Consider the following 24,074-nt stretch of genomic DNA (forward strand, 5'->3'; position numbering starts at 1 on the left):
ACTCCAAAATTACGCTTGCACTGTTTGCTGCACATCTACGTTTACTGTTGCTGCTGCAAGCGATTGAAATTTGCTTAATTGATCTTTTAGACTTGCGTTTTCTGCTTGTAATTTAGTATTTGATTCTTGCAATTCCTTCATAATTACGGAATTATCTAATACTGCTTCCTTCCCCACATTAACGCTTCCTGCAACTGCTTGCCTAAAATATATAACATCTTCCTTAGTTAGTTCTGGAAATTTAGCAAGCAATAATTTATCGAATTCTTCAGTTTTACTTCTAAATGTATCTTCAATTTTTTCTGTAATCCTAAAGTTCTCATCTACAATGCTCCATGCCTCTCTAGCTGCTGTCATGTATGTTTTATTTTTTAATATACTTATTACTAGTCCTAAAATTTGTTTTATCATTTTACATACCTCCAATTATTTATTAAATATTCCTGTTTGAACTGCATAAAAAAAGAAGCTTATTAAAGATCCTCCCATTGCAGTTATAAACCACTTCATCATGCTAGTTAAGTTTTTAAGATTTTCACATAGATTTTTAAGCTCTGTCTTTAGTTCTCTCCCATCCTGTTCAAGCTTATCAATCCTATCCCCATGATTATTAAGCCTTCTTTCGTGAGTTTCAATTTTGTCTTTTACTAATTCTTCATTCATATTACACCTCTTTTTATTAGTTATTTTCATATAGCAAAAGACACCTACATTGTTGTAGATGTCTTTTACCCCACTTAATATTATAAATCATTCTAATATTAATTTTTTATAGTTATTATTTAGGATTTCTAAAATTTTAATATAAATACATTACTGGCCTTTTTGCTTAGTTATTACCGCCTAGTTTCCTAGGGCGTAGCAAAAATACCGTAAATTCATTTTATTGAATAATACGATATTTAAATTTGTATTTTTCATATTTAATGTAAATCTAAGCCCATCAGTTCTTAACTTATAGCCACCTGTCATTGTATTTGAAACCATATAGCTTCTTATGCTTATAAATACCACAATCCATACATTTACTGCCAAACTTGTTTTTTACATTACTATTATTATTGCTGAGTTTCTAATTTCTGCTAAACTGATTAGCTTGTTGTACTACTTCAGCATTAGTATTTTTTACAATGATTGTATATGGATTATAATTAGACTTAGAATGGTATTGATCTTTATAATACTTCTCATCATATACTCTTACCTTTAGTATAGTTGTTGTTCCTTTTGAAAGACTAATATCACTACCTATATTATACGCTTTATCAGAATTTCCCACAAAGATTCTTACATTACTAGTATTTGCTCCTCTTATACCAGTAATTTTAATATCATCTGCTGAAGTTTTTACAAAATATATATCTCCAACATATAAATTATCAGATAATTTATCATTATAATTACTATCTTCGTAAAGATCTAAACTATCTGCATCTAAAGTTTCTAATTCCAAACTTTTTAATTTATCAGCATTTTCTGACGCAGCATATGCTTCTGTAGTAAATAAATTAGTATGCTTTGTTGCTGGCCTCATGGTAAAAAGCATTCCTACTGCAAATGCAAAGGTCATTGTTCGTTTAAGCTTTTTATTCAAAACTATCGTCTCCTCATTTTAATACAAAAATTCATATATCTCTTTTATAATGTAATTAATTTATTACAACATTGTCATTAGGGAAACTATAATTCCCTTGATCATTTTTTCTGCTAATACATTCTGTTAATGTAATATCCGCTGTCTGCCATCTTCCATCAAATCCAATCTCGGTATTTCCTTCTGCTGTACAATTATTAAGTACATGACTTAATGGAGATACGCTTAGTTTACCATCATCAGTTCCTCTACCTCCAAGTTTAAATCCATCACCCTCACCTCTTATTCCGTTTGAAATCCCATTATTTATAGCCTTGCATCTTGTAAATGTTACAGCGCCACCTGCATTAGTTAAATCATATCCATCATTTGCATTTCCCTCTGCTGTGCAGTCTATTAACTTATTTAATACACTTGCATAGGAGATAATTGCAAATCCATCAGCACTATTTCTTCTTATGTCTACATTGCCATAAGAAGAAACATTTGTTAAGGTATTATTAGCTGCTCCATTTGATAATTGTACTCCTGAATCTTGGTTATTATGCACCTTTAAGTTTGCAAGATTATTATTTGAACCTTCAATGTAGATTCCATTACCTACAGCATCATAGATCTCTAAATCTATAATAGTAGAACCATCGGTTTTAATTGTAAATCCCTTCCCACAGCCTTCAGAAGTTTGAGAAAAATCTATTTTCCCATTACCTGACTTTCCTGTTATTGTTACTCCTGCAGGTACATCTACTGAATTTGATTTTACAGTTCCAATAATATTAATAATATCTCCAGATTTAGCTGAAGCTAATGCATTTGATAAAGAAGTTCCTGAATTACTAACATCTATAGTGTTACTTGCATAAACGGGTAAATTGTTAAAAAATAAACTTCCCGATGCAGCCATTACTCCTAAAACTGCAATTAAGAATAATTTCTTTATTTTTTTCATAAAATCGCCTCCTAAAATGTTATATCGCTTAGTTATATTTAACTTAATTTTAATTTTTTCATACATTATACTTTATATCAATATTATGGTAACATTTTTTTTTGTTATTTTAAATACTTTTTATTAGTTTCTACATCACATCCACAGTATTTAATAATTATGACAAAAATATTTTATTCCGCATATTTTTCCTATGATGCGGTACTCTCTGTATTCAACTTATTGTCTTCAGTTACTGGTGTTATCATTTCCACAAATTCTCCATATTGTTCTGCTGTGATATCTCCGCCTGCTAAAAATATCTTTATCCTAGCTGTAGTCTCATCTACCTTTAGTGTATTATTAGCTTTGTCCCTTGTTATTTTGCTTTTTAAAATTCTCACTATTATTTCGTTCATTTTTACATTCCCCCGTTTATAATTTTATTTTGTTCTGATTGTAGAATTAAATCTTCTACATCAGCTATTGTTGTTACATTGTTGCCCAAATATGTTGATATATCAGAAACCCTAGCATTTAAATCATCATTTCGCTGGGCTTGTTGCTGTATTGCATTCAATTCTTCTTGTGCATAATAGATTACTTCGAGTTTCTTTGCAGTGACATTAACTTTATAAGATTTAGAATTATTTAATGTACTAGCCAAAGTTCCATATTCTAATTTTATAAAATCAATGTCACTGATTTGTTTATCTTTAAGTTCATTGTAAATATTAACGTCCTGTTCTTTAGTTGTCTCCAACTCAGTACTTTCACATTCTGTTGTAATTACCAGAACTTCTCCTGTTACTATTTGATAATATACCTTCGAACATATTTGATTAAATTTAGTCATATTTTCCCTCCTATCCTACAGCAAAATAAGTGCCTGATGTAACATTTTGAAGGTAATTAAACCCAGTTGATGTTATACCAAAAATATTTTGAGAGCCTATTGTCAACTTATCTCCAGCATATACAGTCCACATCCAACCATATTTATCTGTGTACATATAACAGCCACCATCTGAAGTTTTAATAACTAAAGCCTTAGGCTGAAATCCTAAATTTACTGTTGCATAATTATTAGACCAGGCATTGCTAAAAGAACCGTCTGCAATATGTAATTGTTGCGTTGTCCCAGCTACCCCCAATATACTTTTTCCGCTGATAATATTACTCGCCACAAAATTTCCATCCCAGGTAGATAGCTCAGGCTTATAGCCATTTACCGCACTGGTAAAAGCTCCAATTGATGGAACCCTAAAAACCAATGTCCCATTACCATCTGTCCACGTATCAGGTGCGTGCTGTGATGCCCCTAAATCAGGTAGGTTTCCAGTTACTTTAATACCATTAACATAAGCAGTTGTACCAGACAATAACTGAGACGTTGTAGCTAATGCATCAACTGTATCTACAACTGAAGATTTACCAGTAACTCCATCTACAGTAATGCCAGCTCTTATATTTCCTGGAACTAATAAAGATAAATCAAGACCTCCAGTTATACCAGTATCATTATCATTACTAAAGGTCGTATTCTTACGCACATCTTTCGCTAGTGCAGTTCCTTCCGCACTAGCTTTGATAAAAAAACAGTCACCAGTTGAGTTATACCAAACTGTATACGCCTTTCCTGATATTAAACTTGGTGATGTTGTCGTTCCTGGTTTATATAATTTTTTTCCACTTATAGTGGTTGCAGCTCCCCCATTGTTTGCACTTGATATAAAAGTTATTGGATATCCATTTACTAACGTTCCTTTGATTGCAAGTGTTATTGCTGTAGCTGAACCTCCTGCTGTTTGATACACCATATCTGACAAGTGCGTATCATGTTCTTTCATTACAGAATCAATTTTTGAAAAATTATCTATAAAATCTTGCCTTTTTACATTATCAGTTCCTTCAGGCAATTTTAAGCCATAATTAGTTGATAATTGCATTTAATCCTCCTCCTTAATCGTATACTTCTATTTCATCCCACTTAATACTTTCAGCATTGTTATAAGATAGGCTTTTGTTATCTAAATAATCCCAAGATGTATAAGTATACTTAAATACATATCCTAAATGAGCTGGTTTAATATCCTCTAACATATTGATGAAAGCTTGCATATTACGCGGAATTCCTTTAACTCCTATGAACTGCACTGTAAAAGAATAATTAGCATTATCTTCTAGTATATTTACTTCTCCACCACTAAAGGCTTCAGCTGCATTTTTTAACATTACTTTCGTTGCTGTTCCCTGTCCACGTTTTTTAGCTTTTAAAACTTCTCTTCTTTGTTCATAGCTTTGATTCAGATTAGTTTCAATTCCATATTCATTTTCCCAATAGGTAAGCCCCCATGTTGCAGTATCTATCCAAAGTTGATTCTTTATATCATTAATTTTATAATTTAATCTTCCAAGCTCCAGCGAATTAGAATGTTCTAATTCCTTCATAACTTTAGATGTAATATAATAATCAGGCATATATCGCATAAGATCAGGAGATATTAGTTTTATTTCATCTATGTTATCTTCTTCATTAATTCCATATTGGGTTGTACCATAATTCATGCTATACCCCCTCTAAATCATTCCACGACAATCCTTTTTTTAGATAAACCGAATCATGATTATGTGTGCTTGGACTTGCTCCAATATCAAATGGAGTTGGCTTCACTGAGTTAGAGTATAGTTCTATCCATGTTGACCACGAACTTCCACTTTTAGTTCGTATATAAACATGACCTACATTCACTGTCATTCCAAAACCTAATTGTGTTAAATAGCTTTCATCACCGCTACATATAACCATAAAATTAAACCACCCACTCGAATAAGGTCCATTTACAGGATTTTGTACATCATACCATCCATTAGCTACTATATTATTCAAATCAGTACTTGTATTTAGTCTTTGACCTTTTCCTCCTAATCCATATCCACTAGGTGCAAAATCACTGGAATGTTTTCCATCTAATTTATCTGCATTATCTATGATCCCATCGCTATTAGTATCATATATGCTTTTAAGCATATCACCATATCCAGCATTAGATATTTCGTCCTTAGTTGCAAATTTTGAATTTGCTTCTGATTCTGTATAATATCTATCATCATGAGTATGAGGCTTTGGAGCTTGACTATTTACACCATAACTATCAAGAGTGGCCACTCCACTAGCAGCTCCCATTTCACTTCTTTTTACTTGAGGGTCGTTAGTTACATTCCCCAATCCAACATCAGTTTTAGTTGTGCCATGTGGATTAGTTCCACTGGGATGTATATAAACTGTTTTTTCAGCACCATCTATCTTTATATTTCCGTTAGTTGTGCTTACTTCAACTTTGTTAGCATTACTACTAATCCCATCAATTTTGCCTTTATAGTTATTATCAAAATCATTTGTAGATAAACTCTTTCCAGTCATTTTATCTACCTTATTACTCACAGTATTCCATAAGGTTCTCTCATCACTTGTAATATGTTTAACACTATCACTAATATGAGTGTAAGCAGCATTCCAATATCCAATTAATGTGGCTGTTATTCCATCTATTACAGATTTATTTCCATGCTCATGCTTCTTATTATTTGTATCTGCTAAATTTGCTTTTTCTGTATCTGTATAATCATTGGTGCTAAGTCCCTTTCCTGAAACTTTATCAACTTTACCAGCTAACATTGTAGTCATAGTCGTAGCAAAATTAGGATCATTTCCAAGTGCATCTGCAATTTCTTTAAATGTATCTAAAACATTAGGCGCGTTATTTATTAATTCTGATATCTTTTGTAATACTTCATCCTTTGTATATCTATTAGATAATTCTGCATCTATAGAGCTTTCTTTGGTTTTAGCTCTATTTATCTCAAAATCCAGATTTGTTGTTAAAATAGACTCAGCGCTTTTTGCTCTTGATATTTCTGTATTTAAATTATCAGTCAGAACTTTTTCGGCCCCAGTAGCTCTATTAATTTCACTATTAAGATTTTCTTGAGTCTCAACGACTGCATCCTGAAGTTTATTAACATCTTCTGCCTCAACTTGATCTCCTAATGTTTCATAGCTTATATAAATCGGGCTTACATTAGAGTAAATTTTAATTATTGTTTTCCATGGAGTTAATGATGGAGTTGATGTAAAATATGCTTCAATCTTATTTCCTGTAAGTTTACTTCCTGTATAAACATTCAAAGTCTTTAGATTTACATTATCATGTTGTAGCTCTGATTCATAAACGCCGTTTAATACTTTAACAACTTCTTCAATTACATATATATTATTTTCAAGTTTATTGAGCTTCTCATGAAATTGAGTTACATTCAAATCACATCACCCCCAAATTTAAATTTCCCATTACTGCAATTTCTTCATCAGCTAAATTAATATTTGATGTTGCACCATTAATTTTTAAATCAGAATAATCCATAACTCCTTCAGTGCTTAATAATATTTTTCCTATCTTTGCTATACTTATATATGAAGCATTGAATGAAATACTTTGTAAATGCTCTAGTACCAATGTCTTAAAAGTTGTTTGTATTATTCCAAGATTAAATCCATTAGTTATACTCACATTTGCAGTTATATTTATTGCTTTTTCAATCGCTGAAACAACTGTTACAGTTGCCCCAATCGGTGCTTGTCCTTCACCCATTCCATCAACTGGATCGATATACTTTTTAACACTATCCACTAATGTTTTATCAGCTCCAGTCTTATTAGCATTTATAATAACGACTCTTACAGTTCCGTTTCCTGCCCAAAGTGGTACAACTCTTGCATCTCCAACGCCTGTTACCTCTAATGCCCAATTTCTATAATGATATTTATTTCCAGACGTTGCAGGAGTCTGAATTTTGGCATAATATCTTTTTCTTAACTCTTCATCTGTCTCTTCATTATATCCATTAGAAATAGCTTCTTTATTAATTACTTTTTGTAGTCCTGAAAGTGTCTTTGGAAAATATTTAATGGCTCCAACTGGTATATTACCTACTTCACCGTACTTTACACATTTTACTGAAACATCTATAATCCCACTTTCAGGTACAACCAATGTTTCTGTAAATTCAAAGCTAACACTATCGCTGGCTACGAGTTCACCTTTATTTATAGGGGAGCCGACTACTCCAATAATTGTAACTTTCCCAATAGATTGAGTTGTTAATTTACGTGTTAATCCAACATCTTTTACTACTTTATCAAGATCCTTTCCAGTCGCTGTTTCTGCAAATCTCTTATCTAATACGCCTTCAATTTCTGTATATGCATTTTCTAATTCAATAGCAACTGGTTTCTCAGCATCATACATGAACTCGCCTTCGCTTTTGTTATATTCATCACTTATATTGCTAAGTAATCTAGCTTGTATAACAGCTCTGCTATCACTCATTTTACGTCACCACACTTTCCGTGCTCGTACCATAAACACTTATAACATCAAAATTACAATTAAGTAACGTTTTATCTTTTTTAAATACAAAATTATTTACAGATTTTATATCAGAATTTCTTAGTAATGCTTCTGTAATTATTGTTTGAATCTGTGCTTGCTTATAAGGCAAAGGATATTCACTCATTATTAGATCTAGTAATGAATCAACGCCATATTTTTCAGAACCATTTGTATTATATATTTTGTATTTATTCTTATCAGTTCTTATAGTTTTTTGTATCCATTGCTTTAAAGCTTCATATTTGCTTACTGTTTCGACTTTTCCATCTTTAACATTAAAATCTCCTAGCTCAAAATTGAAACTAGGAGATTTACCACCACTATTTATTATATTTTCATTGTTTAATTGAGTTATTGTAGTAACCGCCTCTTGATTTGGAAACAAATGATATCACCTGCCTTTAAACTTTATCCACTGCCACATAAGCTTGACCGTTCGAAATAGGAATACATAAAACTTTATCATTTACACCTAAATCTCTATTAATAGAAAAACTTTTTTGCACCTGATCCTCTATAGTGATTTTTCCTTCTATACCTTTTAAGCTTTCACATATATATAGCTGCGCATTAATATCATCTTCTGTAAATATAGCAGCACCGCCAAATAAAGAAACTTTAATAGGATCTAAAGCAATTATTTTTCCAATCCTCGCCTCATTAGGATCTCTATTGTCTCTTTCCCTTAATAATTTCATTAAGCCTGTATCATATCTATCCATTTTATCACCTACCAAACAACTGTAATACTAACTTTGTGAATCCCATTTTCTAATTTATGATTTACATTTTTTATTTTATAGTACCCATTTAATCTCTTACCAGCAGTTAAATAAATCATTCTATTTGGTTTTACTAAGTCACCATTTTCAACAACAAACATATCATTTAAAGAACATGAATACTCTATTTTATTACTATTAGCTAATGTGTTATTTGCAATATTTTGAGCCTGAGCAACATTCTTATCATCTACAGTTAAATTATCGCTTAAAATACCATAAAAGCCTTGTTTACTTGTATCTTCTGCGACTGCTTCTACTTTTGCATTATCATCATTTCCGCTAGTAACAGTTATTTTATTTTTCATATTCTCCATAGACATTTCTATATCTATATCTTTAGGTAAAATTAATCTAGGAGTTATTTTCATTTCTGAAAGTTTTCTAACATATAAAACATTACCTTCAATTTCTTTAAAATATGTTGTTCCTTGGTCACTTTGTGCTTGATCTAAAATATCATCAATTATTTGTGCCATAGTAGTATTAACATATGTTTTACTTATCTGAGTAGGAATATCTGCTATAACGCAAGTTAAATAAGCTTCGCCAGCTAATGATTTCATTGCTTCATCTGCTCTTATATTATAAAACTGCTTAACTGATATCTTATTATTTTTTAAATAAAAACTATAATCCTGGCATGTATAGCTCCATGCCCATCTCCTTTGAACTGGCTTGAATGCAATTCCTCTAAATATTTCTAATGAATCATTAAACAGTTGTATGACTGTCCCTGTTGGAATTTCTTTTATGCTATCAAAAGTTAATTGACTACCTATATTATCAGTGTCTCCACCCCATGAAATAGTATTGCTATCTTTTATTATGTCTTGATTATTAACAACAAGTCTATACATAACACCACCTAACTTTCAATCCAAGCACCATCATCACCAAATGTATATTGAACATCATCTATTGTAGCCGTTCCACTAAAATACATCGCGCCATCTGAACCAAAGTAATACCATTTATCATTGTATTTAATCCACTCATTCCTAGCCATCATACAATTATCTTTTAGATAGTACCAATATCCTCCGTCTTGCAACCAACTAGATTGCCTAGCATAACCGGCAGTATTGAAGCTATACCACTCATTATCTATTAACTGCCAAGAGTCTTTATAATAATTTCCTGATGTATCCGTGTAGTAATACCATCCAGTTGAATCTTGTTGCCAACCAACCGCATAAACTTTAGCAATAGTAGTATTGTAATCTCTCCATTGTTTAAGTCCTAAAGTATATTCATAATCTCCATTTTTCATTATTTGAGGTTCAAATTTTTCAATACTAAAAGTATCATTCACATTGTAACCATCTGGAGTATTTATAACTAAGCGAATAGGCTCAGTATTTGTTTTAGCATTTTCAATTAAGTCGATTATTTCCTTTGCATTAACTTTACTTTTAGAAAAATAATACTTGCTCGCATCTCTTGGGAGCCAATCACTCCATGATCCTTGAAGCAGTCCCTTTTTCTCTATGAAGTTATATGGAATATCCCAATACGTTTCAAACTCTTCATTCTTACTCTCACTAGAAAATGCAGGCAGTTTGCTTGGTATTGTTGGGAATTGCAACACTTTTGTTCTGTTGTAATCACTTATATAGATATTATAATTACTCATAGCCTACTTTCCTTTCTAAGAATTAACCATTTGATAGTATAATTTATTAAAAATATGTTGTCCTACTTGATCTGCAAACTCTTCATTACCTATCATATTTCCTTGAACTGTCAATTGCACAATTATTGAAGCACCACTATTATTCAATATCTTATCTGTTTGACCTGCTGGAATAACTTTTGATCCACTTGGAAGTATTGCCATTTCACCATTACCAAACTCATTCATTCTAGTAGGGCCACCAGACCAATAATGTGTTCCTGTTGCATTCATAGGTGTTCTTGAATATACTGTATTTCCACTTTCATTAGTTACAGATGTAACTGTTTCATTTGTTGTTATATCAACTGTAGCTCCATCTAAACCAAGGAATTTTTTAAGCTTCCCCCATGCATTTTCTGCCCAATCACATATTTCTTGAAAATGCTTTACAACTTCATAGATAGCAAATCCTAAACCAGCTATTGCAAGTGTTACAACTCCAATTGGATTTGCATCCATCGCCACATTTAACAGCCACTGTGCTCCTTCCCACGCTGTAGTAGCATTTTGTATTCCCCAAATCATAAGTTCTATTGTTCCCCATGCACTAGTCGCGAATGTTGTAATCCCAATCCAAGTATTAACTCCAACAATAGCTAACTGCCATGCAGCAATTGCTCCAATTATGCTATATACAATAGGTTCAATTGTTGGCCAATTATCATTTACGAAATTAACTACTCCTGTAGCTCCGTCAATTATATCTTTAATTGCATCACTTACAGAATCCCAACTATCAGGTGTTACAGCTGAAAATGATGGTACAACACTATTATAAATGGTTCTTTCCAAATTAGATGCAGAGCCTATTAAATCGCCAAGTGAAGGCACGACTTTATCTATAATTGAACCTCCAACACTTAAAAAAGTGTCAGTTACTCCACTTACATCTTCTTTTATTTCAGGAATATTATTTCTAAACCAATTTGCAAAATCATTTAAACGAGGTAATGCAGCATCCGAAATTGGAATTAATACGCTTGTTTGAATATTACGTTTAATTCCCTCAAATGCACTACCTACATCGTTATATTTTATTTTATTTATTTGTGCTAATGCATCATATGTGTTGCTTATCTCTCCATCAACATTTCCTAAACTTTCAATTACGTTTATACCTAAATCTTCAAACTGAGTACCAAATAATTCAACACCTATTTGGCTTTGTTTTAAAGGATCTTTCATATTTGATAAAGCTGTAATAACATCCTCAAAAGTATCTTTTGCACTGTCACCACCTTGAGCAAATTTAGATGCTAAATCATCAGCGTTAAATCCAAGCTGAGTGAATCCATCTGCTGTTGTTTTGCTTCCATCTATTGCTCTAATGGAGAATTCTTTAATTGCATCACCGACTTTATCTAAATTGAATGCACCTTCTGCTGATCCGGCCGAAAGAATATTAAACATATCTTCAGCATTTAATCCGAGTTTTTTGAATTGCACACTGTATTCATTGATAGAATCTAACATTTCTCCACTAAAATCTAATCCCCCTTGTTTTCCTTGTGCAATTAAATTAAATGCTTCATCACCATCTATTCCAAATTGTTTCATTAAAGTTGATGCTGATCTAACAGATTCTTTTACCTCATATCCAAAAGTGTCTTTTAATGCTATTGCATTTTCAGTTAGTCCTTTTAAATCATCACCAGTATATCCTGTCTGCTCTCCTACTGCTTTTAACGCTTCACCTATCTCTTCGAAATTCTCTCCAAAATTATCATTGTATATATCCAGCATGACATTCTTCATTCTATCCATGCCAGTTTCAGCAAGTCCGCTAGATGTCATAACTCCATTTAGAGATTTTTGAAGTTCATTTCCGAAAGTAACAGTTTCAACTATACCTTCTTTCATAAACTCCCATATATCCATACCAGCACCAAATCCAATTCCCCTGAGCATAGATTCTTTAACAGTATTAAAAGCTTCACTAACAGTTTTTTTCATTTTAACAGCCTGGTCTTCTGTATCCTTCATACCAGACTTAAATCCCTGAGTATTTTTAGCAACATTTTGAATAGTATCACTAAAATTATCTTTCAAATTTAATATGGTATTAATTACTTTTGATGACAAATTATCACCCCCATATTAATTTTTCTGTGGTTTAGTATTCATTAATTCATTTTTATAAATAACATATTCCATTAAAAGCTCTTTTTGAGACTTAGGTAAACTCCATAAATATTCGAGGGAATGACCACATTCAAAGAAATAACCTAGCCAAAATAATGGTCCTATTTCTCCTTTGCCATTCCCTCTTATTAGTTTTTTAATTTTTCTTTAGTCTTTTTGCCATCACCAAAAGCTTCCTTTATCTTTTTAGCTATACCAGCTAAATTTTCAACTCCAAAAGCCTTAACTGGTGCATCTAAAGGATCTTTTATTCCCCATGCTTTATGCAGTTCTGGATTTTGTAAAAATGGGCAAGAAAAATAAATAAATTCTTTAGACGCATTGGCCAATAATTTATAATCTGTACCTATTATCTCTTCATTTTTATTCATTTTAATTGCATTTGCCTGTGCATCTAAATACTCTAAAATATTATCTTCTGTAGGTCTTATAAAGGTTATAGGTCCATATCCTTCTATCTCTATATCAGCTTCTTTCCTTATTCCTTCACTTTTCTCTAATCCCTTTTTAATAAAATCCTCTAATGACATTTTGTTCATAATATTCCTCCAAAATTTTATTTTAAAATTGAAAAGATGCTTAATTAAAAGCATCTTAATATTAAATAGTTTCAATGGCATCGAAGTCTCCAAAGTTAAACGGAAACTCCTCTTCAATTATTTTTTTAGATTCAAATCCAGCAAGTAAGAATTCAGTTATTACCACTCCCTCTATACTTGCCTTTTCACTTTTTCCTGTTGCTTTATCAGTTAAGCTTGATATTAATTTTATATCTGGCATGACCCCACTTTTATATGCATCAGCACAAATCTTCCATATTGTACTATCAACTTTTTTTACTGTAAGCGTACCTTCTCCTGACCACCCATTATATCTACTATATGTTGCATTATCTCCGCAAAACTCAACCGTTTCAAAATTACCTTTTACTTTAGCTTCAATCTTGCTTAAATTAGCTAAAAGTTGTCCATTAAACCAAAGATTACCGCTGCTACCTGTCAAAACTTTATTTGCTAACGCTTGATTTCCCATAATTTATTCAGCCTCCTTATTACGCTAAATTTATTTCAAAGTCTAAATCAACCATGCTTTGTAGTATTTTTACATTTGCTTTGCTAAATAAACTTCTCTTAAATGTATTTTTTTTGACTTGAAGATCTGTCCAATCCTTAGCTTCAGTTGTTCCCGCATCTATCCATGCTGCTCTTTGTGCTTCAACATTTATATCGCTTTTATTTTCGTATTCCATATCAAGTACATCAATACTAGCCAAGTTCTTGAAATACCCATTAACAGCACTTATAAATAAAATTTGATTATCATATTTATTCTTATATCCACCTCCTAGATAATCTTCTTTAAATGTAGTTGAAATATCATCTTGCATAAGATCCATTGCTTCAACCACTTCTATCTCTTTCATATCTTCTGTAGCTGATTTCCCATTTGTAGTAGTTAAACTGTTAATTCCACGTGCAATTCTAACATCTGCACCATCATTAATTAAAATAAACTTACCAGCACCTAGAGCCTCATTTCTATCATCAACCTCTGAAACCTTACTAAGATTTGTACATTTAAAGTTATTGCATCCTTGTGTAATATTACATTTCGCTAAAATCCCAATAAGACTTGGACAATATTTTTCTCCTGTTTGTTCGCGCCTGCTATCACTAAAAGTTATCTTTGTATTAACAAAATTAACTACATGTTTTTCATCTGGTGAAGTTACATTGTATACTACCGCTTTATAAGTTTTTTTATTAGCTACTTGCGATTTTATCCAACTTGATAAAGTTGTAAAATCTTCTGTTTCACCATCTGCCATTGTTATCCATCCTGTTTTTACATTCTCGATAACAATCTTTAATGCATCAGAAATAGTTGCAGATCCACCAATTTTTACTACACAAGCCTTATATGGAGCAAATGTAAATATATCTTTTAAATATTGTAAATTATCTTCCGTATATAATTCTTTATCAGTGTCTATCTCAGTTATATCGGAATATTCTTTATAATTAAACATTGCGCTTGTATCATCTTTAACTATTAATATTGCATAACCTCTTTCACTTCTCTCAGGAAGCGAAGCTGCCTTTTGACTGAATGACACATCAATATTTGGCATTGTAACTGTCATATCATCACTCCTACTCTTCTAAATTTAAATTGAAGTTTAATTCTTCTATTGGTTCTAAGTTAGAATCATCATATATTTCCTCAAGAGAATATAAATCAAAAGTAACTTGTAATACTCCATCAGTTGTGCTGCATTCTATATCTTCAGCAATCGGCATATAAAATGTATCTGTGACTTTTACATCCTCTAGAAATGCATTCTCTAATAAATCCTGCATTGCCAAATTATCTAGTTTAGGTTTATTCTTATCTTTTGCAAAAAAATAAACCCTCACTGGAAGGGTTCTTTCTTTTAATTGACTATTAAATTTTCCTGATTGTGTAGTATCAAATGTAACTTTTATAGAGGGTCTTATAACATTTATATATGATCCATCTGTCTCTTTTTTTAATGCTTCTGTGGTATCTTCTGATACAATTTCAACATCAACAAACTCAGTATCTACTAATGCAGATTTTACTGTATTATTTATAGTCTTATTTATTTGTTTCAATGTAACCATATTACAGCCCCTTTATAAATACTTCATGTAACCATTCTTCAACATCTGAATAAAAACCACTTTCAAATGCTTTTGCTGCCTCTTCCATAAAATGAAATCCAGGAATAAATTTTTCTTCACCATTTTGCTTATTCGATTGTCCTTTAGCAACATTTTTATGAGGTTCCCACATAAAGCCATCATTAAGTAAATGAGCATGTGGACTATTATTAAAAGCTCTTGCAGACCACACACCTCTATATTTATAAGCTTTACCTGCCTTGAATCCTTTAAGTAAATTTCCTGTTTCTTGCCCTATTCCTTTACTTTTAAAAACCGCTTTATTTTTTTTGTTAAGATTATTAGCTTCTTTTTTTATGAATTTTCTACTCTCTTTTGGCATAGTATCATTAACTTTTTCAGTTAGTTTTTTCTCAAATTTAGTTAATTCACTGAAATCAAATCCATCATTACTCATATATCTATCCTCCTATGATTTCTTCACAGAATATTTCAAGAAACTGGTGAGCAAAATAAGGATCTAATATATATTTAATATCAAACCTACGCCCTTGATGTATTAGCCACATGTCTTGGGTAATATCCTTACCCGCACTATATCTAACCTTAATTTTATGTGTTACATTGGATAACATTGTATTAGCTTGTTGTTTTTGCAATGAACCTGTTTGTGGTATGATTGATGCCCATATAGGCTTATCCTTAACTTTACCTGGTCTAAAATCTTTTTCCTCAAGTTCATTTTCAAATTCTACATTTCCCCAGACTTCTATTCTTTTATTTAAAGCCTCTATACTCATAGCGTGTCCTCTGTTGTATGTTCATTAGATAAAGATAAGTGAGCTCTTATCATTTCATAAGAATCTCTATACCTTTCGGCTTCTTTATCATCTGTGCTAAATTCACATTTACAAAAAGTTTTAATAGCTCTAATTATTAAAGGATCAGTTTCAACTATCTTACTTTCTAATATTCCACTTAACTTTAAATCTGCCTTAGCTGCATCAATGGAATCTTGTATTTCTTCATCTAGATCGTCATCATCTATTCTTAATGCTAACTTGATTTTATCTAATATCATACACTCTCCCCCTTATAATTGATTTCTATCTTATAATTCTGAAATTTAAACACAAAAAACCAGCATATTATATACTGGTTCTTTTAATTATGTTAAATATTTTTTATTTTAATTGAGCATTTAATAATATTAGGCATATAAATCTACAATTTGACCATCAGTGTCAGTTTTTAACTCCCCATTTTTTTTATTTTTTTCTTCAATTTCCTTTTTATAATCTTCAATTTCTTCTTCACTTGTTTTTCTGTACTCTTCAAGTCGTGCTTTATACATATCTAAATTCCCACATAACATTTTTAAAATGGAATTTAATGAATCTCTAGTATTCTCTAAAGAAGATTTAGTAGCTTCTAACGAAGATTTAGTTTTTTTAAGATCCTCTAAAGCTTTAGATAACTCTGGATCTACATTAGAAGATGCAGCCTTGCTACCTTCTAATGAATCTTCTTTAGATTTCTTATTGATAGATTTAGCTTTTTCATCCTCTACGTCTCCATCTATAGATGTTACTTTATCGTCATCACAAAACGCTTCTTTAGTTGATGTAACTTTATCACCTTTTTTCAAATCCCCTTTAGATTCTGTAACTGTATTTTCTTCTGAATTAGTTGAATTTTCATCGTTACTTTGTGAATCTTCAATTTTATTTGTTAAATTATCAATTTTATTATTTGTACCATAAATTTCTCCATCCACACCTTGGATTTGAACACTTATATCCGTAATTTGTTTTTTTACATCGGAAATTTGACTTTGAATACCTGAAATTTGATTTTCCAAATCCAAAATATGTTTCCTCTGATTATCTTTCATCTCATCCAATCTTTTTTCCATTTGCTGTTTTTGCTCAATCATAGATGTAATATGATTATTTTTTTTATCATTCGATCCTAAACTTGTATTTCCTGCTTTAATGCCTTTTGCTTTAGCGTTTGTTGAACCTAATAAAATATTATTAGATATGTGCATATTGAAATTATCTACTTTCACTCCCCTAACAACTCCTTCATATATAACCATATTTAATTATCGTCATTCAATAATTTTCCTTTATGCACATAATAAGTTCTCCATTCCATTTTTATACACATATTCTGCACATTATCTGTTCTAATAATTAAAACTTTAATAAAAAATCCCCTTATTCTTTTAAGCCCCCTTCTTAATTAAAAGAACTCCATTTGCATCTCTTAACTTTCCATCACCAATTAAAGTAGCCTTATCTATCCATTCATCTGTGTTTTCATCAAAATATCTTTTCATTGTCATTTGTAAATTAGAGTTAAATATATACTCATTTAAATCTACGAATAAAGCAAAAACGGCATCTGCATCTGCATTTTCATAGTTTGGCAAATAATCAGCTTCAACACATAGCACATCATATCCTCCAAATCTTCTTACTGGTGATCCTGTTATTCCATAGTTAGTTCTTGCTATAGGTTGTCCATTGTTATCAACCATTCCATCAATATATCCTTCAAAAGTTGCTTTTGTCATAATCCAAATTCCATTACCTTCATATGCAAGTGGGATTTTAGCAAAAATGTTCTTTTTCCATTTATCCCACTTACCAATATCAGTTGATGAGATTGTTATTTGTTGAGCTTCAGGTATTTCTGTTGTATGTGCTAAGATTCCTTTAGGCTCTCCAACTCCATCCCCTTTAATAACTGAGATTTCTATTGCTACAACTATTGCTTCTGCCATATCTGATGCTATAGTTGCTTCAAATACTGGTAATGATACTGTATCAGCTTCTAAACTTGTGGCAACTCTGCATTGTAGCTTATAGTAACTAAACTCAATGTATGTTTTTATTTCTTTCTTTTGCTTCTCTGATAAAGCGCCCTCTGATTTCCAAGTTGCTTTTGGCTTAACACTCGCAGTAGGAATTTTAACTCCACCTTTAAATGCAGTTTTTCTAATTCTGCTATAAATTTGGCCATAAGATTTTAACTTCTGAACAACCTCATTCATTATAGTAGTTGGAATAACAGCTCCTATATCAGTAGTCATAGTTGTTGAATCTGCTCTTAATTCCTCTGATATAACTCCAGTTCTTGCATAATTCATAAATGCTTTTCTATATTCAAGAGTAGAATATTTATCTTCTCTTTCTTCAACTTCTTCTCTTTTAACTCCTGGAATAAAAGTTTCTCTCTTTTCTCCAGCTTTACCTGCATTTATTTGTCCTGCTTCCTTAATTAATCTTTCCCTTGTTTCGATTTGGCTTTGAACTTCATTTAATTCTCTTAATTCCTTTTCTATTGCTACTAAATCAGCTTTAGGATCTTCTAACATTGTTCTTAATTCTGCTTTTCTTGATGCTATTTCTTTTAATGTTTTCATTTATAAACACTTCCTTCTTTATAATAAAGTTTCAATAACTAACTTTTTTCTTAGATCTTCTTTTTGATTTAAGCTTTCCTTAAATGTTTCTAAACTCCTACAACACATATCACTGCTGTCATACGCAGGGAATGTACATGGACTTACTTCAAATAAATCTGCTTCCACAATGCTTCTCTTATATATTTCTTTACCTTCATACTGAACCTTTGACCATACATCATCATTACATCTGAATCCAAAGGATGAACCATCAACATCTCCACGCTGTACGCTTTCATATGCATCATTTCCATAAGTATTATTAGGCAAATCAATATCATAATTTAATCCACTCATATCCGAATTAAATCTTAGTGTTCCTGCTGAAACACTTCCTAGTGGCTTTGAAGTATCATGATTCCATAATGCTTTTTGATTTCTATTTTGAAGTGATTTATCAAAAGCTCCTGAAGCTATTTCTTCAAGAAATTCATCTCCCCATCTATCTCTCATTAATGTTGGTGAATTATACTTTACTGCATAGCCTCCAATAGTCTTTTTTTGCCCTTCTGAAACTGATCTAATTTCTATCTTTTCAGTCGTCAGTTGCCTTACTTCCTTCTCCTTCATCTATATCTTCACCTCCTCCCAAGTCATCACCAACTGTTGTTGTATCTAACCTTCTTAAAGGTTTATCTCCACCTTCAATTGGTCCAAGATTCATAACATCTCTCCATTCATTAGGAGTCATTGCACTTCTGTCCACCATTTGTACTAAATTAAGCTTCGTTGCCATGGATGCATATTGCAGACTATTAGCTTCAAAGATTATATAATTGCCAAATCCTCTTTCTTTTTTACTAAATAGACGCCTCGTAAACTCTCCACTTAGTTGCTTTGATAAAGGTTCTATTTCAGCTTCATAATAAGCATTCCATTCATCTTCTGTATATTTGCTTTGAATTATATTTTCATTGGTATTAAAAAAGCTATATATCCTCAATACTGCTCTATCCATTTGAGCTGCATTAGGTACATAGCTTTCATTCTTTATTTGCTCTAAATCATATCTTGGATCTGTTGCTGCTACACCTTTTCCTTTATTAATGCTTAAGAATGTATCAACAAATTTACTTACTTCTATATCTCTATCTTCTGGCCTTAAAGTAGATTTAAATTTCATAATCCACTTAATAACCATAGAATTTTTTATAGCCTTTACCATTCCTTGATCAGTAGTATTTACTACTTCCATAAGATTCTTTAATGTCTCTTGTGGTGTATCGCCAAAAAAGTCACTTTCATTAAAATCTCTTCTTAAATGAATTATATCTGAATAAGGGACTGTCATTCTCTTACCTGTCATAAATGTATATCTTAAGAACAGATCTCCTTCTTTCCCTTCTATTAATTCCACAGACGTTGCTGGAATTGGATACAATTCAGTTGCATATCCAAGTTCATCACGCTTAATATAAATAAAAGCATTGTGGTTAAGCATCAACTGAGTTGTTACCTTTTCTAACATCATTTGCATAGTCATATATGGATTAGGTTCCTCAAGAATAAACCTAATATATGGCTGCGGATTAATTTTAAAGTTACCATTAAAATCTAGTATATGTTTAGGATTCAGTTTCCCTATAGCCTGTGCCTTTGGCCTTATTGCTGATCTAACTAAATCACTTTTATATAAATTTCCATCCCAGGCATAAAACCCATTTCCTGAATCAGTAATCATTTCAAATCTCGTAGTAGGCTGTGGAGAGCTTTTATTTCCAAAGATATTTTGAAATAGGCCCAAATATTTTCACCTCTCTTTTAAACCATATTTTCATATTCACTCATTTTATCCAAAAGTACTACATATCCAATAATAAGAGAAACGCCTCCATCAATACGCTTTCTATTATCAGTACCTTTTATTGGCTGAATATTGTTATTTATATCAGTTTTAATTTCCATATTAGATAAACACCATTTATCTATTGGATTATTATTATAAATAATTCTATCAGCAATTAAATCTGCTTTTAATTCCTTCATTGGAAAGCTTAATGTATAAGCTCCTTGCCTAACTGAAATCATTGCATCTTTTCCAAATTCATCTTCATATGCTTGAAGCAAACTATCATCCACATGCCAAGGATCGTAGCCAATCCAAGGTATATAAATATCATAAAGGTCCCTTACTTCCTTAAACCATTCAAGCATGTCATACTTATTTACTTTATTACCTGGACAAACTCTTATTAACCCTTGCTGCTCCCATAACTTATATGGAACATTATCATCCTCTTTATTAGTTTCTTCTTGATTTAATTTTTCTTCTGGTACAAAGTACATTTGAATAACATAAATCTTAGGATCATCGCGTCTCATACATAAAACTTTAGCTGATGCTAAATCTGTTGTTTCTGCTAAGTCAAAGCATCCAATTCCATATCTGAATCCCATTTCTTTAAGACTAAAAATAGCTTCATTGTTAAGCTCATCCCAACGCAACCATGCTGATGCTGAGTTTTCCTTCATGTTAAAATCTTTAACCATTACAGTAGCTTTAAAGGCTGGATCTGATTTGGCTTTATTTACACAATCCCTTAAAAATTCAACCTTTTTAATTGGACCTAATCCTGGATTAGCTTTAATCCACATTTCTTCTTTGTCCCATTCTTCCTTATCATCAAGCTCATATATAAATGCTATAAATCTATCATCCTTTATCTTTCCATCAAGTACACCACATGCATAATCATATTGAGAATCAAATATTGAGCCTCTAATAAAACCATTAGTAGTTATACAATCTAAAAGTGGCTGTCTTCTACTACTCATTGACTGCTTCATTAAATCATATATGTCTCTGTTCTTTATGGCTGCTAATTCATCAATAGTAACCATATGCGCATTTAAGCCATCAAGACCATTAGAATTACTTGCTAATGCTTGAATGCTTCCATAATTAAAAGGACAATATATATCGGATTTTCTTTTCTTAAGATGTTTATTTAAATCTGGCGACTGTTGAATCATTTTATAGCATTCATTAAATCCCTTTTTTGATTGATCCAATTTAGTAGCTATAATATAGCATTCTGGAGATCCTTCTCCATCACCAACCAGCATATAAGTTTCATCCGCTGCAAGCTCTGTAGTTTTTCCGTTCTTCCGACCTCTAATATCAAGTACCTCTTGATATTGTCTAAATCTAGTATCTTTATGAACGAATCCAAAAACTGCTTGATGTTTTGCTTTCTGAAATAATTCTAACTTCAAAGCTCCACCAAGCTCACCTTGAGCTTGCTTACAAAAAGTTTCTATAAACTCAATAGGTCTATTTCCTAATTCTTCATCAAATATCCAAGGATAATATTTTTCTGGATTATGTAATTTATCAACCAGCATTTCATACACTTGCTTAATTCTTTTACATGCAAAAATTTCACCTGATTCAATTTTGCTATAGTATTCTTCTATATAATTCATTATTTTAATTTACCTTTTTTAATAAATTCCATAAGTGCATCTGCTTCTTGTTTTTTTACTTCAATTGGCAGCAAGTCAATTAATTGTTTCATTACTCCTGAATATCGTTGCATGAAAGTCGTATAAATTTTAACCTCTGGTCTTTCCCTGTTAAAAGATTGTTCTCCCTGTTCAAATAATTCAGTCAATCCTTTTTTAATAAGATCTGCTCTCGTATCTTCAAGTAATACTTTCATAAATGCAGCTTCATTAATTAAACCTTCAAGGACCTTAGTTTTATCTTTTGGAAAATCCTTAAATATCTTTTTAATTTTATTTATCTCCTGCTTTATTTTTTTATCTCTTTCCAATTGTTCGGAAATGCTCAAAAATATACCCCCTCCTATTTTCAAAATTTCGTTCGGAGGAAAATTGTTGTCCCCTATACGGTCTCCCAAAGCCACTCCCTGCAAGTTTTTATGGGGGGGCTATGTACTTGGAATCAATTCTCCTTTGTCATTAAACTTGTAACCTTTCTTAGTTGCACTTCTCTTTTCTCTATTAAAGTCATGCTCGGCATTATGACAATCCAAACATAGATACTCTAAGTTATTATGATTAAGAGTTATGTTAGGATTATTTATATTGTTAGGTGTTAAGCCTTTCTTATGATGGACAATGTAACCTGGTCTCTCGCATCTTTCACACAATCCATTTACTGATTTTATATATGATGCTTTGCATTTCTTCCATTCCTTGCTGTTATAAAATCTTTTAGCAAAAATTTTAGCCATTCGTTTATATCTCCTTATCAAATTAAGTGCATAATAAAAGCACTTACAATAGTAAGTGCTAAATTCGATATTACTTCCATAAAAAATATCATAATTCCATCATTAACAAGACTTTTTAATAACTGTATATCAAGTTATAATACTAAATATTTCTTTATATGTTATTATTTTTTCTATTATATATTAAATGTTGTAAAATTATTCCTCCAAAGTAACCAATAAAAATACCAACTTCAGCAGAAATAATCTCAACAATAGTGTTATATCTCCAAAATGCAAATATATATACGCCAACCAATATAATTACATACCAATAGGATGCTTTTAATTTCTTAAATGATTTCACTTCTTCTTTAAATTTATCACAATTAAAATCTAGCCATACTACTTTTCCTAATATCATAACCCAAAAAGTATATGACAATAATAGAATATTAAACTTATAACATAAAAATGATAATGCAAGGCATATTAATATGAATGTCCATTTAATTTCTTCTGGACTTAAACCATATAAAACAGTTCTTTTAAATATTTTGTTTACTATTTTAGTTATTAATATATAAATTATTTGAATAAGCATTCCAATCAAAACTGAATATACTGAGAATGAGAGCCCACTCTGAGAAATATCATTATTATTAGGATTCATATAATATGTCATAACAAATCCAAAGAGTATTAATACCGATAAAATCATGAATATTACAACACCAGTTCCATATCTAGGCATATTCTCTTTTCCTGATTCTACTTCTCCTATTATACGTTGACGCACAAAATATCCTACAACTAAAAATAGTGCTATTACAATTATTGCGCATGTTACAGCAATTCCTACTATAAATTCCATTTTTGTCCCCCATAAGTAATATTATTATTAATTAGTTATTTATTGAATTTATAATAACATATTATGAACATTACGTATACGATATATATTAATATATACACAAATCTACATTTCATAGTAGTTAATTATTATCCTAAAAAATTCATTATTAAGATATTTAATTGAACTATCAAATTATTAACCAACAGTTTCTTTTTATTCCTAATTTAATCTATTAATTAATCTTTAATAACATATCCGATTAATTTGCTATTTACCTACTCTTCAATATTTAAATAAAGAACTTACTAATGACAAGAATAAATTCAATTTAAACGTTCGTGTT

Annotated in this window: 31 protein-coding genes; all 31 read right to left on the reverse strand. The window is 31.1% G+C overall.

Annotation, left to right across the window (positions count from 1 at the left end; genetic code table 11):
* Window positions 1–9 precede the first annotated feature (9 nt).
* The gene (locus T483_RS0102295) at window positions 10–411 is read right to left on the reverse strand and encodes a hypothetical protein (RefSeq protein ID WP_026885371.1); all 402 of its coding nucleotides are present in this window, start codon (window positions 409–411) and stop codon (window positions 10–12) included.
* A gap of 15 nt (window positions 412–426) precedes the next feature.
* A complete protein-coding gene (locus tag T483_RS0102300; RefSeq protein ID WP_026885372.1) occupies window positions 427–663 on the reverse strand; it encodes a hemolysin XhlA family protein in 237 nt (78 codons plus the stop codon).
* Window positions 664–843: 180 nt separating this feature from the next.
* Window positions 844–1,035, reverse strand: a complete 192-nt coding sequence (locus tag T483_RS30865) for a hypothetical protein (RefSeq protein ID WP_155268445.1) — start codon at window positions 1,033–1,035, stop codon at window positions 844–846.
* A 37-nt stretch (window positions 1,036–1,072) separates the two neighbouring features.
* Window positions 1,073–1,594, reverse strand: coding sequence for a hypothetical protein (locus T483_RS0102305; protein ID WP_026885373.1), 522 nt, complete (start codon window positions 1,592–1,594; stop codon window positions 1,073–1,075).
* A gap of 55 nt (window positions 1,595–1,649) precedes the next feature.
* The gene (locus T483_RS28635) at window positions 1,650–2,543 is read right to left on the reverse strand and encodes a right-handed parallel beta-helix repeat-containing protein (RefSeq protein WP_035789944.1); all 894 of its coding nucleotides are present in this window, start codon (window positions 2,541–2,543) and stop codon (window positions 1,650–1,652) included.
* A 191-nt stretch (window positions 2,544–2,734) separates the two neighbouring features.
* On the reverse strand, window positions 2,735–2,941 hold the full coding sequence (locus tag T483_RS0102315) for a hypothetical protein (RefSeq protein WP_026885374.1): 207 nt from the start codon (window positions 2,939–2,941) through the stop codon (window positions 2,735–2,737).
* Between the two features lie 2 nt (window positions 2,942–2,943).
* Window positions 2,944–3,378 (reverse strand): hypothetical protein, encoded by a 435-nt coding sequence (locus T483_RS0102320; RefSeq protein WP_026885375.1) that lies wholly within the window; start codon window positions 3,376–3,378, stop codon window positions 2,944–2,946.
* Window positions 3,379–3,388: 10 nt separating this feature from the next.
* On the reverse strand, window positions 3,389–4,471 hold the full coding sequence (locus T483_RS28640) for a hypothetical protein (RefSeq protein ID WP_051560273.1): 1,083 nt from the start codon (window positions 4,469–4,471) through the stop codon (window positions 3,389–3,391).
* Between the two features lie 13 nt (window positions 4,472–4,484).
* Complete coding sequence (locus tag T483_RS0102330) at window positions 4,485–5,090, reverse strand: YmfQ family protein (RefSeq protein WP_026885376.1); 606 nt, start codon at window positions 5,088–5,090, stop codon at window positions 4,485–4,487.
* A gap of 1 nt (window position 5,091) precedes the next feature.
* Complete coding sequence (locus tag T483_RS0102335) at window positions 5,092–6,843, reverse strand: pyocin knob domain-containing protein (RefSeq protein WP_026885377.1); 1,752 nt, start codon at window positions 6,841–6,843, stop codon at window positions 5,092–5,094.
* 1 nt (window position 6,844) lies between these two features.
* Window positions 6,845–7,912 (reverse strand): baseplate J/gp47 family protein, encoded by a 1,068-nt coding sequence (locus tag T483_RS0102340; RefSeq protein WP_026885378.1) that lies wholly within the window; start codon window positions 7,910–7,912, stop codon window positions 6,845–6,847.
* A 1-nt stretch (window position 7,913) separates the two neighbouring features.
* Window positions 7,914–8,360, reverse strand: a complete 447-nt coding sequence (locus tag T483_RS0102345) for a DUF2634 domain-containing protein (protein ID WP_026885379.1) — start codon at window positions 8,358–8,360, stop codon at window positions 7,914–7,916.
* Window positions 8,361–8,376: 16 nt separating this feature from the next.
* Entirely contained in the window at window positions 8,377–8,697 is a 321-nt protein-coding gene (locus T483_RS0102350; RefSeq protein WP_026885380.1) for a DUF2577 family protein, read from the reverse strand.
* A gap of 8 nt (window positions 8,698–8,705) precedes the next feature.
* Window positions 8,706–9,617, reverse strand: a complete 912-nt coding sequence (locus T483_RS0102355) for an XkdQ/YqbQ family protein (protein ID WP_026885381.1) — start codon at window positions 9,615–9,617, stop codon at window positions 8,706–8,708.
* Between the two features lie 8 nt (window positions 9,618–9,625).
* Complete coding sequence (locus T483_RS0102360; RefSeq protein WP_026885382.1) at window positions 9,626–10,393, reverse strand: cell wall-binding protein; 768 nt, start codon at window positions 10,391–10,393, stop codon at window positions 9,626–9,628.
* Window positions 10,394–10,408: 15 nt separating this feature from the next.
* The gene (locus tag T483_RS0102365; protein ID WP_026885383.1) at window positions 10,409–12,517 is read right to left on the reverse strand and encodes a phage tail tape measure protein; all 2,109 of its coding nucleotides are present in this window, start codon (window positions 12,515–12,517) and stop codon (window positions 10,409–10,411) included.
* Between the two features lie 188 nt (window positions 12,518–12,705).
* On the reverse strand, window positions 12,706–13,116 hold the full coding sequence (locus tag T483_RS0102370; RefSeq protein WP_011968259.1) for a hypothetical protein: 411 nt from the start codon (window positions 13,114–13,116) through the stop codon (window positions 12,706–12,708).
* 61 nt (window positions 13,117–13,177) lie between these two features.
* Window positions 13,178–13,609, reverse strand: coding sequence for a phage tail tube protein (locus T483_RS0102375; protein ID WP_026885384.1), 432 nt, complete (start codon window positions 13,607–13,609; stop codon window positions 13,178–13,180).
* A gap of 19 nt (window positions 13,610–13,628) precedes the next feature.
* Window positions 13,629–14,720 (reverse strand): phage tail sheath C-terminal domain-containing protein, encoded by a 1,092-nt coding sequence (locus tag T483_RS0102380; protein ID WP_026885385.1) that lies wholly within the window; start codon window positions 14,718–14,720, stop codon window positions 13,629–13,631.
* Between the two features lie 10 nt (window positions 14,721–14,730).
* Window positions 14,731–15,222, reverse strand: coding sequence for a phage tail terminator family protein (locus T483_RS0102385; RefSeq protein WP_026885386.1), 492 nt, complete (start codon window positions 15,220–15,222; stop codon window positions 14,731–14,733).
* A gap of 1 nt (window position 15,223) precedes the next feature.
* Window positions 15,224–15,679, reverse strand: coding sequence for an HK97 gp10 family phage protein (locus T483_RS0102390; protein ID WP_026885387.1), 456 nt, complete (start codon window positions 15,677–15,679; stop codon window positions 15,224–15,226).
* Window positions 15,680–15,683: 4 nt separating this feature from the next.
* Window positions 15,684–16,022, reverse strand: coding sequence for a phage head closure protein (locus T483_RS0102395; RefSeq protein WP_011968254.1), 339 nt, complete (start codon window positions 16,020–16,022; stop codon window positions 15,684–15,686).
* On the reverse strand, window positions 16,019–16,303 hold the full coding sequence (locus tag T483_RS0102400) for a head-tail connector protein (protein ID WP_026885388.1): 285 nt from the start codon (window positions 16,301–16,303) through the stop codon (window positions 16,019–16,021). Before T483_RS0102400 ends, T483_RS0102395 begins: the two co-directional genes overlap by 4 nt.
* A gap of 129 nt (window positions 16,304–16,432) precedes the next feature.
* Window positions 16,433–17,323: a hypothetical protein gene (locus T483_RS0102405; protein WP_155268446.1), complete on the reverse strand. Its 891-nt coding sequence runs from the start codon at window positions 17,321–17,323 to the stop codon at window positions 16,433–16,435.
* Between the two features lie 129 nt (window positions 17,324–17,452).
* Complete coding sequence (locus T483_RS0102410; protein ID WP_026885390.1) at window positions 17,453–18,655, reverse strand: phage major capsid protein; 1,203 nt, start codon at window positions 18,653–18,655, stop codon at window positions 17,453–17,455.
* Window positions 18,656–18,673: 18 nt separating this feature from the next.
* Window positions 18,674–19,267, reverse strand: coding sequence for an HK97 family phage prohead protease (locus T483_RS0102415; RefSeq protein ID WP_026885391.1), 594 nt, complete (start codon window positions 19,265–19,267; stop codon window positions 18,674–18,676).
* On the reverse strand, window positions 19,233–20,441 hold the full coding sequence (locus tag T483_RS0102420; protein WP_026885392.1) for a phage portal protein: 1,209 nt from the start codon (window positions 20,439–20,441) through the stop codon (window positions 19,233–19,235). The genes T483_RS0102415 and T483_RS0102420 overlap by 35 nt, the downstream gene beginning before the upstream one ends.
* A gap of 17 nt (window positions 20,442–20,458) precedes the next feature.
* Complete coding sequence (locus T483_RS0102425) at window positions 20,459–22,123, reverse strand: terminase large subunit (RefSeq protein ID WP_026885393.1); 1,665 nt, start codon at window positions 22,121–22,123, stop codon at window positions 20,459–20,461.
* Window positions 22,123–22,491, reverse strand: a complete 369-nt coding sequence (locus T483_RS0102430) for a hypothetical protein (RefSeq protein WP_026885394.1) — start codon at window positions 22,489–22,491, stop codon at window positions 22,123–22,125. The genes T483_RS0102425 and T483_RS0102430 overlap by 1 nt, the downstream gene beginning before the upstream one ends.
* Window positions 22,492–22,590: 99 nt before the next feature.
* Window positions 22,591–22,896 (reverse strand): HNH endonuclease, encoded by a 306-nt coding sequence (locus T483_RS30870; RefSeq protein WP_026885395.1) that lies wholly within the window; start codon window positions 22,894–22,896, stop codon window positions 22,591–22,593.
* Between the two features lie 154 nt (window positions 22,897–23,050).
* Entirely contained in the window at window positions 23,051–23,749 is a 699-nt protein-coding gene (locus T483_RS0102440; RefSeq protein WP_026885396.1) for a hypothetical protein, read from the reverse strand.
* Window positions 23,750–24,074 lie beyond the last annotated feature (325 nt).

The sequence above is a fragment of the Clostridium beijerinckii HUN142 genome (assembly GCF_000621745.1).
In the GTDB taxonomy this organism is placed as follows: Bacteria; Bacillota; Clostridia; order Clostridiales; family Clostridiaceae; genus Clostridium; species Clostridium beijerinckii_A.